Annotated in this window: 10 protein-coding genes; 5 read left to right on the top strand and 5 right to left on the bottom strand. The window is 71.4% G+C overall.

The window, feature by feature from the left end; translation table 11 throughout:
* The first annotated feature begins 2 nt into the window (after window positions 1-2).
* A complete protein-coding gene (gene kdpE / locus N5D62_RS05190) occupies window positions 3-710 on the top strand; it encodes a two-component system response regulator KdpE (RefSeq protein ID WP_279756561.1) in 708 nt (235 codons plus the stop codon).
* A 51-nt stretch (window positions 711-761) separates the two neighbouring features.
* On the opposite strand, the gene N5D62_RS05185 is transcribed toward kdpE, so the two are convergent.
* Window positions 762-2,000 carry a DEAD/DEAH box helicase gene (locus N5D62_RS05185; protein ID WP_279756559.1) on the bottom strand — a complete coding sequence of 413 codons (1,239 nt, stop codon included), beginning with the start codon at window positions 1,998-2,000 and terminating at the stop codon, window positions 762-764.
* Window positions 1,997-3,337, bottom strand: coding sequence for an ATP-dependent RNA helicase DbpA (dbpA, locus tag N5D62_RS05180; RefSeq protein ID WP_279756620.1), 1,341 nt, complete (start codon window positions 3,335-3,337; stop codon window positions 1,997-1,999). Before dbpA ends, N5D62_RS05185 begins: the two co-directional genes overlap by 4 nt.
* A 239-nt stretch (window positions 3,338-3,576) precedes the next feature.
* On the opposite strand from dbpA, the gene N5D62_RS05175 reads away from it, so the two are divergent.
* The 3 genes from N5D62_RS05175 (at window position 3,577) to N5D62_RS05165 (ending at window position 8,208) form a co-directional block, all read left to right on the top strand.
* On the top strand, window positions 3,577-3,849 hold the full coding sequence (locus N5D62_RS05175) for a hypothetical protein (protein ID WP_279756558.1): 273 nt from the start codon (window positions 3,577-3,579) through the stop codon (window positions 3,847-3,849).
* Window positions 3,850-3,961: 112 nt separating this feature from the next.
* Window positions 3,962-6,985 (top strand): hypothetical protein, encoded by a 3,024-nt coding sequence (locus N5D62_RS05170; protein WP_279756557.1) that lies wholly within the window; start codon window positions 3,962-3,964, stop codon window positions 6,983-6,985.
* 344 nt (window positions 6,986-7,329) lie between these two features.
* Entirely contained in the window at window positions 7,330-8,208 is an 879-nt protein-coding gene (locus tag N5D62_RS05165) for an RNA ligase family protein (protein ID WP_279756556.1), read from the top strand.
* 20 nt (window positions 8,209-8,228) lie between these two features.
* On the opposite strand, the gene N5D62_RS05160 is transcribed toward N5D62_RS05165, so the two are convergent.
* Entirely contained in the window at window positions 8,229-8,954 is a 726-nt protein-coding gene (locus N5D62_RS05160; RefSeq protein WP_279756555.1) for a glutamine amidotransferase, read from the bottom strand.
* A gap of 149 nt (window positions 8,955-9,103) precedes the next feature.
* The gene (locus tag N5D62_RS05155) at window positions 9,104-9,613 is read right to left on the bottom strand and encodes a hypothetical protein (protein ID WP_279756554.1); all 510 of its coding nucleotides are present in this window, start codon (window positions 9,611-9,613) and stop codon (window positions 9,104-9,106) included.
* A 155-nt stretch (window positions 9,614-9,768) separates the two neighbouring features.
* Here N5D62_RS05155 and N5D62_RS05150 point away from each other — a divergent pair, with 155 nt between their 5' ends.
* Entirely contained in the window at window positions 9,769-12,126 is a 2,358-nt protein-coding gene (locus N5D62_RS05150) for a restriction endonuclease (RefSeq protein WP_279756553.1), read from the top strand.
* Between the two features lie 26 nt (window positions 12,127-12,152).
* Here N5D62_RS05150 and N5D62_RS05145 read toward each other — a convergent pair whose 3' ends face one another.
* Window positions 12,153-12,881 (bottom strand): type 1 glutamine amidotransferase, encoded by a 729-nt coding sequence (locus N5D62_RS05145; RefSeq protein WP_279756552.1) that lies wholly within the window; start codon window positions 12,879-12,881, stop codon window positions 12,153-12,155.
* Between the last annotated feature and the right edge of the window lie 48 nt (window positions 12,882-12,929).

Below are 12,929 nucleotides of genomic sequence, written 5' to 3'. Positions count from 1 at the left end.
CCGTGAGCGAGCCGCAGTCCAGCGTGGCCCCCGTGGCGCTGATCGTCGAGGACGAACCCAACATCCGCCGTTTCGTGCGCCTGGCGCTGGAGGGCGAGGGCTGGACGGTCCACGAGACCGGCACGCTGCGCCAGGGCCTGATCGACGCCGGTACGCGGCGGCCGGACCTGGTGGTCCTGGACCTGGGGCTGCCCGATGGCGACGGGCAGGACTTCCTGCGCGACCTGCGGGCGTGGTCGGCGGTGCCGGTGATCGTGCTGTCGGCGCGCGGCGCCGAGGACGACAAGATCGCCGCGCTGGACCATGGCGCCGACGACTACCTGAGCAAGCCGTTCGGCGTCGGCGAGCTGATGGCGCGGGTGCGGGTGGCGTTGCGGCGCAGCCAGGCGCGCGCGAGCGAGCAGCAGGATCCGGTGTTCCGCTTCGGCGATGTCGAGGTCGACCTGGCGGCGCGCCGGGTGCGCCGCGCCGCCGAGGACGTGCACCTGACGCCGATCGAGTACCGGCTGCTGAGCCACCTGATCGGCAATGCCGGCAAGGTGCTGACGCACCGGCAACTGCTCAAGGCGGTGTGGGGGCCCTCGCAGGTCGAGCAGAACCACTACCTGCGCGTGTACATGGGCAACCTGCGCCAGAAGCTCGAGGCCGAGCCGGCGAGCCCGCGGCATCTGCTCACCGAGACGGGTGTCGGGTATCGATTGATGCCTTGAGGGGGAGGGCTGCCTCTCCCGCGCCGCGGGAGAGGGGGTGAGTCTCCCGACCTACTCGCCCCGCGCCGCCGCGGCGGCCCGCAGCTTGTCCTTCTTGCTCGGCCGCCGGCCCTTGATGCCGCCGGTGGCCGCGCCTTCCGGCGCCGTCTCGGTCGGCTCGAAGCCCGCGATGCGCTCGCGCGGCACGCGACGCCCCTGGCGCTTCTCGATCAGCCGGAAGTGCCCCTCCGAGGCCGCACCGATGAAGCTCACCGCCAGCCCGGTCGCGCCGGCGCGCGCGGTGCGGCCGATGCGGTGCACGTAGTCGTCGGCCGAGCGCGGCAGGTCGTAGTTCACCACCACCGGCAGGTGCGCGATGTCGATCCCGCGCGCCCCCAGGTCGGTCGCGACCAGCACCTGCAGCCTGCCGGCCTTGAAGTCCGCCAGCGTCCGCGTGCGCGCGCCCTGGCTGGCGTCGCCATGGAAGGCCGCGGCCTCCAGCCCCGCCTTGCGCAGCTTCTCCGCCACGTGGTCGCAGGCGTAGCGCGTCGCGACGAACACCAGCACCCGCGACCATTTCCCCGCTTCGATCATGTGTCGCAGCAGCGGCGTGCGCTTGGCCGTGTCGACCTCGACGGCGTGTTCGTCGATCCGGCCTTCCTCGACCGGTTGCGCGGCCACTTCCACCTGGACCGGATCGCGCAGCATCCGCTCCGCCAGCGCCTTCACCTCGTCGGGGAAGGTGGCCGAGAACAGCAGGTTCTGCCGCCGTGCCGGCAGCAGCGCCAGCACCTGCGCCATCTCCTCCGCGAAGCCGCCTTCCATCAGCCGGTCGGCCTCGTCCAGCACCAGGCAGCCGACGCGCGAGACATCGACGCCGTTCTTGTCGACCACGTCGAGCAGCCGGCCCGGCGTCGCCACGACGATGTCGGTGCCGCCGCGCAGCGCCATCAGCTGCGGATTGATCGATACGCCGCCGTACAGCACGGAGACCTTCACCGGGTCGTCCAGGAACTGCCCGAGCCGCAGGAAGGTCTCGCCGACCTGCGCCGCGAGCTCCCGTGTCGGCACCAGCACCAGCACCTGGGCGCGCCGCAGCGCCGGCCGGGCGCCGGTGGCCACGCCGTGCAGCACCGGCAGCGCGAAGGCCACCGTCTTGCCCGAGCCGGTCGCGGCCGAGCCGATCAGGTCGCGGCCCGCGACCACCGGCGGGATCGCCGCCGCCTGGATCGGCGTCGGTTCGTCGTAGCCGAGTTCCTCGGTCGCATGGACCAGCCGGGGCGTCAGCCCGAGGGTGTCGAAGCCGCTCACAGCAGCCTCGCCTTCACCGACTTGCCCTTGACCTTGCCGGCGTTCAGGCCGCGCAGCGCCCGGTCGGCGATGTCGCGCGCGACGGCGACGTAGGTCGAGAACTCGTTGACGTTGATCTTGCCGATCTGCTCGCCCTCCAGGCCGAGGTCCTTGGTCAGCGCGCCCAGCACGTCGCCGGGACGGATCTTCTCCTTGCGGCCGCCCAGGATCTGGATCGTCGCCATCGGCGGATGCAGCGGGCCGGCGCCGGGCTCGGTCGTCAGCTCGCGCAGCGAATGCCAGGGGCTGGCGCCGCCCTGCTGCTCGTCGATGCGGCCGACGCGGCCCATCTCGTCCAGGCTGGCCAGGCTGAAGGCCCAGCCCGCCTCGTCGGCGCGCCCGGTGCGGCCGACGCGATGGACGTGGACTTCGGGGTCGGGCGTGATGTCGACGTTGATCACCGCCTCGAGCTGGGCGATGTCCAGGCCGCGCGCGGCCACGTCGGTGGCCACCAGCACGCTGCAGCTGCGGTTGGCGAACTGCACCAGCACCTGGTCGCGGTCGCGCTGGTCGAGGTCGCCATGCAGCTCCAGCGCGACGATGCCCTGCGCCTGCAGCACGGCCACCAGGTCGCGGCACTGCTGCTTGGTGTTGCAGAAGGCCAGCGTGCTGCCGGGCCGGAAGTGGTTGAGCAGCATCCCGACGGCATGCAGCCGTTCGCTCTCGGTCACCTCGTAGAAGCGCTGGCGGATCTTGCTGGCGGCGTGACGCTCGGTGAGCGTCACTTCCTTCGGATCGCGCATGAAGCGCCGCGCGATCGAGGCCACGCCTTCGGGATACGTCGCCGAGAACAGCAGCGTCTGGCGCGTCTTCGGGCAGTTGGCGATGACTTGCGCGATGTCCTCGGCGAAGCCCATGTCCAGCATGCGGTCGGCCTCGTCCAGCACCAGCGTGTTCAGCGCCTCCAGCGACAGCGTCTCGCGCGAGAGGTGGTCCAGCACCCGGCCCGGGGTGCCCACGACGATGTGCGCGCCGTGCGCCAGGCTCGCGAGCTGGTTGCGGATCGGCGCGCCGCCGCACAGGGTGAGGATCTTGATGTTGTCCTCGGCGCGGGCCAGGCGGCGGATCTCCTGGGTCACCTGGTCGGCGAGCTCGCGCGTCGGGCACAGCACCAGCGCCTGCACCGCGAAGCGGCGGGGATTCAGGTTGGCCAGCAGCGGCAGGCTGAAAGCGGCGGTCTTGCCGCTGCCGGTCTTGGCCTGCGCGATCAGGTCGTGGCCGCCCAGCGTCAGCGGCAGGCTGGCCGCCTGGATCGGCGTCATCGAGAGGTAGCCCAGCTGGCGCAGGTTGTCCTGCATCGCGGGCGCCAGCGGGAGCTGGGCGAAGGAGGCGGCGGCGGGCGAGGGCGCGGCGGCCGGCGGGGCGGCGGGGCCCTGGGAATCGGAACGGGTCATCCCCGGATTGTCCGCTGCAATGCGCCCGATCCGGCGCCGGGTGCGCGGCCGCACGGCAAGAGTCCACGCCGTTCGGTAGCATTGCCCCGCTCGCCCGTCCCGGGCGATGGTTCGACAACCCCCCGCTCACCAGGAGACATCTCATGATTCAGCAAGGTCAGGTGGAACTCGCCAAGGCGTTCTTCGAGCAGTCGAAGAAGGCGTTCGAGCAGAACTACGCGGCATGGAGCACGGTGCTGTCGTCGCAGAAGGCGATCATGGAATCGATGCGCGGCACCGGCACGCCGTTCGAGGTCGCCGCCGACGAGTTCCAGAAGCTGATCGATTTCCAGGAGCAGCAGTTCCGCGCGACCATCGACTTCATGACCAAGCTGCAGGCGGACTACGCCAAGCTGGTCCAGAAGAAGGGCAAGTGAGCCCGACCCCCTAATCTGACTCCCGCCGGCCCCTCCAGACATGGGGGAGGCCGCCGCTCCTCCCGCCAGCCCTTCGCCCCTACGATCGCGCGGCACTGGCTGGGAGGCCTGGATGAGCAAGGTTCAATCCATGGTGACGATCGTCGCGCCGCTCGCGAAGAGCCGGGTGGCGGACGTCGGGAGGCAGATCGCGGCGACGCTGGGCAACCCGGCGATCCAGCCGTTCCGGGACGCGCTGGAACAGGGCGCCCGCTTCCTCCATTTCGCGAGCCTGCATGCCCTGGAGCGACAGGACGGCGAAGGCGACGGCGGCCATCTGATCCTGGAGCTGTCCGGCGACGGCGACGAGCGCCAGGTCGTGCGCGAGTTCGCGGCCCGCGCCGCGCCCTGGATCGAGCCGCTGTTCCAGTCGGCGAGCGACTGGCGCGCCGGCCAGGACCTGGCCGCCTACCTCGAGCACCACCGGCGCGCCGTCGGCTTCGGACTGTTCGACAACCCCGACCTGGCGTTCTGCGGCACGCCGGGGCAGACCGTCGAGTCGATCCTCGAGGAGGAACGCCTGGCCCGCGCGGTCGCGGAGATCCTGGCCCGTCCCGCGGTGGGCGTCCTGCCGCCGCTGGGCAAGCTCGAGGCGGTCCGGCGCGACCTCCAGCGGCCAGGGCCGACGCCGGCCGCGACGGCATCGGCCGCCGAGCGGGCCTGGCTCAACGAGGGCGCCGATCCGGTCGAGGAACCGACCCTGCTGAAGAAGGCCCTTGCACTGGGGCCGTCCTTCGTCGTCACCTTCCTGTGGCCGGTGCTGCTGGCGCTGCTCCCGCTGTGCCTGTGGCTCGCCTGGCCCCGCGCCTGGTCGCCGCGCGGCGCGATCGGCTTCGTCGCCGCGGTGGCGGGGCTGGAACTGGCGTTCACGCTGGTGATCCTGGGCGTGGTGTATCTCGTCTTCCGCCGGCAGGAAGACAGCGACCCGGTCTCGGACCGCGGCCCCGCTTCGGACGAACTGCAGGCGATGGTCGCGCGCGAGAACGCGCTGGACCACGTGCAGAACCACATGATGTCCTGCACCGTGCTGAAGCCCGGCCGGCTGCGCGGGCTGACGATCCGGCTGGCGTTCTGGGCCGTGGCCACGCTCAACGCGATGAATCCGCGCGTGGGACGCCTGGGCGACATCGGGACGATCCACTTCGCGCGCTGGATCATGATCCCGGGCACGCGGGACCTCGTGTTCTTCTCCAACTTCGGCGGGTCCTGGGAAAGCTACCTCGAGGACTTCATCACCAAGGCCCATGCCGGCCTGACGGCGGTGTGGTCGAACACGACGGGTTTCCCGCGCAGCCGCCGCCTGTTCCAGGACGGCGCCACCGACGGCGAGCGCTTCAAGCGCTACGCCCGCCAGTCGATGCGGCACACCCCGTTCTGGTACTGCGCCTACCCGTCGCTCACCACCGACAACATCCGGACCCATCGGCGCATCCGCTGCGGCCTCGACGTCGCCGAGACCGAGGCCGACGCGGTCCACTGGCTGACGAACTTCGGCTCCCTGCCGCGGCCGGTCGAGAAGCTCGAGACCACGCAGATCCAGAGCCTGGTCTTCGGCGGCATGAAGTTCAAGCCGGAGGGGCGGCTGCTGGTGATCGACCTGGGACCGGACGTGGCGCTCAACCGCCGGTGGCTGGGCGACGTGCTGCCGCTGGTGGCCTTCAACGACGGGCGCTACGAGACCCGGCCGGCGCTGCTGAGTCTCGCGACCAGCGCCCGCGGGCTGGGCCGGCTGGGTCTCCCCGCGGAGGCGGTGGACAGCTTCCCCGCGGCGTTCACGCAGGGCATGCACGGGCCGGGGCGGGAGCGCATCCTCGGCGACCTCGGGCCCAATGCCCGGGACGCCTGGGACTGGGGGCAAGCGGGCAACGATGTCGCGCTGCTGGTCTACGGCGACACGACGAACGCGGTCGATGCGCTCGCCGATCACGTCGGCGCGCTGTGCGCGCGCTGCGGCGCGACGGTCGCGATGACGCAGGACCTGACGCGGGTCGGCGAATCGCTGAGCGAGCGCAAGGAGCCGTTCGGCTTCGTCGACGGCGTCTCCCAGCCCGCGATGCGCGGCACCTACCGCGGCCTGCGCAACGACGATCCGATCCACCTGGTCGAGCCCGGCGAGTTCGTCCTCGGCTACCCGGACAACCGAGGGAACGTGCCGCCGGGGCCGATGATGGACGCCCGGCACGACCCCGGGATGCTGCTGCCCGTGGCCGGCAAGGCCAACGGCTACCCGCAGGGGCTGGCGGGCAATCCGCGGCTGATCGGCTACAACGGCTCGTTCCTGGTCATCCGGCATCTCCGGCAGGACGCGGACGGGTTCCAGCGCTACTGCCGCCAGGAGGGGATGCGCCTCAAGGACGCGTTCCCGGACCTGCCGCTGATGCCGGGAGAGGACGGGATGGCCGCCTACATCGGCGCCAAGATGATCGGCCGCTGGCAGGACGGCTCGTCGCTGATCCGCAACCCCTACATCCCGGCGAGCGAGCTCAGGCAGAGAACCGGCACGGACCCGGCGGCGACGACCGCCCGCTCGGAGAGCCTGCCCGTCGCGCCCGCGGCGGCGCCGATCCCCGCCGCCGACAAGCAGGGCGCCGCGCCGAGGCGCGACATCAAGCCCGACAACGACTTCCTGTTCGGCACCGAGGATCCCCAAGGGCTGCGCTGCCCGTTCGGCGCGCACGTCCGCCGCGCCAATCCGCGCGAGAGCCTGTCGCGCGGCTCCAATGACCAGATCGCGATCAGCAATCGCCATCGGATCCTGCGCGTCGGCCGCGGTTACCTCGGGCAAGGCGGAAAGACCGAGGGACTGATGTTCATGTGCCTGAACGGCGACATCGAGCGCCAGTTCGAATTCATCCAGCAGACCTGGATGGGCAGCACCAAGTTCCACGGCCTGTCCGCGGAGACCGATCCCATCGCGGGACGGGGACTGCCGGGCGGCGACGGGTTCACCATCCCCACGCGACGCGGTCCGGTGGGGCTGAAGTCGCTGCCGCAGTTCGTGACGGTGCGGGGCGGCGGCTATTTCTTCCTGCCGGGCAGGCAGCTGCTCAACTACCTCGCCACCGGTCCGGGGACCGGCGCGCCGGCCCGGGCCTGAGCCCCCCGACGACGCGGGCGCGTCCCCGATCCGGGTGTCGGATCGAGGCGTCGGCGCGGGTTGACGCCGCCGAAGACGCGGTGGAAGAATCGCGCCCACGCCGCGTGGCTCCGCCCGCGCGCCTTGTTCAAGCTCTTCGATTCCAGGAGGTGCCCCGATGAAGAACCCGACGTTCACCCTTCGCTGATCGCCGACGGCTGCCCGGAACTTCCGCTGTCTTCGCCGCGATGTCCGCACCGGTCCTGGCACCGGGCCCGCATCGCGCGCCGCTTCCCCGCTCTCCGTCGGTCCCCTGACCCCCTCAGGATCCGCTCGCGCCAACAACGCGGGCGGTCGACGGATTCATGCATCTGACATCGATGCCGCTGCCGCGTTCGACGCGCGCGGCGACACCTTCAGGCCACGGCCTGCCCCTTCACGACGACGCGCCCGAGTCCCTGCCGCTGTCCGCCCTCGCGGGCCGGCACGTGGTCATCGAGGAAGCGCTCGACGGCGCCGAGACCGACCTGGGCTTCGACGACCGGGGCGAGCCGCTGCTGCGTTCGCGCGGCCAGCCGCTGGCCGGCGGCTTCGGCGAGCGGCCGTTCATCCCGCTCAAGATCTGGGCGATGGCCCATGAGCAACGGCTGATCGAGCGCCTGGGCGACCGCCTCGAGCTCCACGGCCGCTGGGCCTACGCCGCGCGGCGCGTCTGGTACGACCAGCTGCCGCATTACTTCATCGAGACGGACTTGCTCGACCGCGCCAGCGGCCGCTGCCTGTCGACGCCGCGACGCCAGGCGCTGCTCGCCGGATCGCCGGTGCTGTCCGCGCCGGTGCTCTACGCGGGTCCGATGCCGACGCATCCGCAGTGGCTCGACGTGCTGCTGGCGCGGTCGCTCGCGCGCTCCGCCCACTGGCGCGCCGCCTTCGAGGCCACGGCCCTGCGCGAGGCGCTGCCGATGTCCTCATGGCCGACGCGCGCGGGCGGGACACCGCCGGTGACGCTGGTCGTGAAGGTCGAGGAGGGCGACCACGTGCTGGCGCGCTTCCGGCTGACGCGCGCCGATCACGAGCGCCCGCTGCCGTTGCCGGCCTTGCTGCCCAACGCGCTGGCGCGGGGCGCGGACCTTTTCGCCCCTCAGCCGACGGTGACCTGGCGCGACCTCGGCTTGCGGACGGTGCGATCGCTCGGGGCGCTGCGGGCGCTGTCGGTCGACGCGATGGAGCAGCGCTGTGCCTGAGCGCGACGCGCCGACCCGGATCAAGCGCCTTCAGCCCACCCCGCCATCCACCGGTCCACGACGTCGCCGAGCGCCGCTCGCAAGCCTGCGCCATGTGTCGCCGCGTCGCGGCGCAGCGCGTCGAGCGGCACGCCGGCTTGCGCCAGTTCGCCCGCATGGCCGATCAGCCACTGCTCCAGCCGGGTGGGGTCGCATTCCAGGTGGAACTGCAGGGCGAGGGCGAAACCCTCGATCGCGAAGGCCTGGTGCGGGCACGACGGCGTGGTGGCGAGCGTGGGAGCACCGGCCGGGAGGTCGAACTGATCGCCGTGCCAATGCAGCACCGGCTGCCCGTCCGCCAGCGGGGCGAGCGCGGACGCGCGCCCCGCGTCGGTCAGCGTGAGCGGCGCGAAGCCGATCTCCTTGCGGCCGTGGGCCATCGGCCGCACGTCGGCGCCCAGCGCGCGCGCCATCAGCTGGGCACCCAGGCAGATGCCCAGCAACGGCCGGCGCGCGGCCAGGCGGCGGCGGATCAGCGCGAGCTCGTCGTTCAGGTAGGGATACAGCGCATCGTCGTAGGCGCCGATCGGGCCGCCGAGCACGACCAGCAGGTCGACGCCGTCCAGGTCGACCGCGCGCAGGTCGTCGACGCCGGCGTCCAGCGTGATGAAGCGCTCGAAGCCGCGGGCCTCCAGCACGGGGCGCAGCAGGCCGAGGTCTTCGAAAGCCAGGTGGCGGAGGGCGAGGACGGTCTTGGGCGTGGGCATCGGGCGGTCGCGGCGGGAGCGGATCGAGCGCCGAGTATCGGCGCCGGGTGCCCGCGCGCCTCGTCCGTCCGTGCGAAAGGCTTACCGATTCGTACAGGGTGCATCGATCCGCGCCGGTCCGCGCGCCGGCGGGCCGCCGTCGTGGCGGATCAGGCCATCCGCGGCTGCTGCCCGGCCGCCGGACCCTTGCGGATGCGCCAGGCCTGCGCCGCCATGCCGATCGCGAAGAGCAGGAACACCACGCCGATCGCCTTGCCCAGCGCCGGGTCCTCGGGGCCGGTGAACAACGGCGCGCCGACGGGGACGCGGGTGAAGGTCTCGTTGAGGCCGGGGATCATGTGGAAGAACAGCGTCGCGGTGTAGCCCAGCGTCTCGACGTAGGGCGACAGGCCGCCGAAGACGCGGGTGCGGGCGGCGATGACGGCGGCGGCGAGGGTGACCAGCGTGACGATCGCCAGCACGTGCGCGATGTTGAAGCCGCCGTGGCGGAAGATGCCGAACGCGGTGAGGCAGGTGACGACGGTGCACCAGAGGTAGGCGCGGCCCAGCGTCGAGGCCGCGACGATGCGGCCGTGGCGGAAGATCATCGCGTAGCCGGCGACGAGCGCGACGATCGCGAAGGCCGTGTGCACGGCGCCCAAGGTGGTCAGTCCGAACATGGATGCTCCTGCGGAGCCGCGCGGGCGGCGGGGTTGGAATGCCTGGCACTGCCGGGCCCAGCTTAGGTGGGGTCCGGCGCGCGCGCATCCGCCGAATGGGGTAGAACCGCCGGGCCGCCGGCACGGGAACGGTCAGGACGGGAGGGGAACGATCGATGAGCTATGACTTCATGACCCTGTCGCCGCAGGACTTCGAGCGCCTGGTCGGCGACCTGCTTGGCAAGGAACTCGGCGTGCCGTTGCAGCAGTTCAAGGCGGGGCCGGATGGCGGCGTCGATCTCCAGTTCGCGTTGAGCGGCACGGGCCAGGGCGACTGGATCGTCCAATGCAAGCGGTACGGGTCCAAGGACTTCGCTGCCCTGCGGCGCAGCCTCGTCGCCGAGCTGCCCAAGCTCGAGCGCCTGCGGCCCTCGCGGTATCTGGTGGCGACGAGCGTCGGCCTGACGCCGGACAACAAGCGCGAGGTGGGGGAGTTGCTGCGGCCCTGGGTGATCTCCAGCAACGACGTGTTCGGCGCCGACGACCTGAACCGGCTCCTGCGGGCGCACCCCGCGATCGAGCAGGCGCATCTCAAGCTCTGGCTGTCCAGCACGGCGGTGCTGGAGCGGGTGCTGAACGCGGCGATCTTCGCGCGCACGGAGGCGAGCCTGGAGGACACGGCGCGGATGGTCGGCCGGCTGGTCGTCCATGGCGGCGTCCGGGAGGCGCTGGACGCGCTGCGGCAGCGGCATCACGTCATGATCGTCGGCAACCCCGGGGTCGGGAAGACGACGCTGGCGCGCCTGCTTCAGCTGGAGTACCTCCGGGAGGGCTTCCAACCGCTCTGGGTCAGCGGCCACATCGAGGAGGCTTGGGCGATCGTCCAGGCGGCGGCCGGCAAGGACGCCAAGTTCGTGATCGTCTACGACGACTTCCTGGGGCGGCTGGGCTTCGACAACCTCCGGTTCCATAAGAACGAGGAGACGTCCCTGCTGCGCTTCGTCGACCTGGTCAGCCGGCGCGCCAACCTGCGCTTCATCCTGACGACGCGCGAGTACATCCTCGAGGACGCGAAGCGGCTGCACGGAGCCTTCGACGAAGGCGTCGCGGACTTCCTCAAGTACACGTTGAGCATCGAGGACTACACCCGGCCCGAGCGGGCCAGGATCCTGTTCAACCATCTGTATTTCTCCGACCTGGCGGCCTCGCGGCTTGAGGCGCTGGTGACGTCGCAGGCCTACCGGACCGTGCTGGACGGCGACTTCTTCAATCCGCGCATGGTGGAGACCGTGTGCAAGGCCGGCAACAGCCAGTCCCTGGAGGACGACGCCTTTCTCGCGTACTTCCAGGAGGAGTTCAAGAATCCCGTGTCGCTGTGGCGCCACCCGTTCGAGAACGAGATCGGCCCGTTGGGGCGATCGCTGCTGCTGGCGCTCTGGAGCTTCGGCGGCCCCGCGGATCTCGAGTCGGTCACGGCCATCGTCCACGCCCTGCATCCGACGCTGGATCCGCTGTCCTTCCAGCGCGCGATGACGCAGGCGCTGCGGCAACTGGACGGCAACTTCATCCTCACGGACCGATTGCGGGTCCTGCGCGGAGGGCAGCCGATCGAGATCGTTTCCTTCCAGAACCCGTCCGTCGAGGAGTTCGTGGAAGGGGTCGCGCGTGGAAAGGCCTATCTGCGCACGCTGGCGGCCGTGGTCACGCATGTCGACCAAGCCGCGAAGATCCTGGGTGTCATCGAGGGGAGCGGCGCGGATCCGGCGCTGCTGGCCACGCTTCGCCAGCGTGCCGTGGATTGCGACGGACGGCGCAACGGGCTCTTGAGGCATCTCAGCGACTGGGCAAACGAGTCCCCCGAGCGGTACTGGGACGAGCGGGGCTCACTGACGGACATCGCCGTCCTGCGCCTGCTCCTGGACATCGATCTTCGGTGCGAGGAGGACGACGACGAGGCGAGTGACCTGATCTGGCGTCGCATTCTGGCCGTGTCACGCTGGGAGGAACTGATGGCGCTGGCATGGACCGACCACGGCCGCGCGACCGAGATCGGCGACTTGGTCGAATGGCTGGTCGATTCGGGTCACGGTCGCGCGCAGCCTGCGCTGGCGATGTTCCGGGAGGCGGTGCGCCGAAGCCTGCATGCGCCGGAGGCGGCCGAGTACCGCGCCCGTGGCGTGATGCCGCTGGTCTTCGCGGCCATGCACGTCGAGACGCTGTCGCCGGAGGACCAGGCGCGGGTCCTGGCGGTCGTCGAGGACGTCGTGACGCAGTCCCTGGAGTACGAGGGCGAGGATCCGTTGAGCGACGACTGGCACGAGCTGACCCGGTTCACCGATGCCTATCCGTCGTTCACCGGGCTCGATGCCCTGAGGACACGTCTGAACGAGCGCATCAACGAGCTGGAGTCGATGCGCCACGAGGCGGATGACGGGCATGGCGGGTATGACGGGGATCCGGGCGACGGTTTCCCGCCGCTCGACGAGCCGCCCTTCGACGAAGCCGCGCTTTTCCGGTCCCTGCTCGATCGGTGAGGCGGCGACCCGCGCCGACCGGCGCGTCAGGCGGCGCGCAGGCCGCCGAAGGCCGGCGGCCGGTCGAGCTGCCCGATCCAGTGCCGGTACACGCAGGCCGCGGCCAAGCGCAGGCGGGCCAGGCGCTCGGGCAGCGCGGCGAGGATCTGGCCCTCGCTCTGCACCGTCACGCTGCGGCCGGCGCGGAGCTCCTCGCGGCCATGGGCGCACCAGTCGCGCAGGCCTTGCTCGGTCACTTCGAGGTGGCTCTGCAGGCCGATGTGCGGGCCCAGCGAGAAGCCCTTGTTCAGGCAGTTCGAGCCGAACAGCGTGCGGGTCGCGCCGGTCGGGATCTGGAAGCTGTCGTAGTGCCAGTTGAAGCTCAGGAGCCGGTCCTCGCCGCCGAACAGCGGCCGGGCGGCCGGGGTGATCCAGAGTTCGCGCCAGCCGATGTCGGGCCGGGCGTTGCGCGCCACGCCGGCGCCCATCGCCCGTGCCAGCTGCTGCGCGCCGAAGCAGTGCCCGAGCACCGGGCGGCTCAGGCGCAGCGCGTCGATCAGCAGGGCCTGTTCCGCGCGGATCCAGGGCGTGCCGTCGTGCACGCTGTGGTCACTGCCCAGCAGCACCAGGCCGCTGAACGCGGAGGCGGTCCGGGGCAGGGTGTCGCCCAGGTCGGGGCGCAGCAGGTGCACCGGGACGTCGCGCGCGCGCAGGCACTCGAGCAGGTAGCCGGGGCCTTGCGCGGGCTCGTGCTGGAGGATCAACACCGGTTTCATGCGAAGGGGCGGGCGTCAGGGCGCGCGCCGTGGTTGCGAGGACTCCAG

It is taken from the genome of Mitsuaria sp. GD03876 (assembly GCF_029840635.1).
Taxonomy (GTDB): Bacteria; Pseudomonadota; Gammaproteobacteria; order Burkholderiales; family Burkholderiaceae_C; genus Roseateles.
This window is presented reverse-complemented; position numbering and strand designations above follow the sequence as displayed.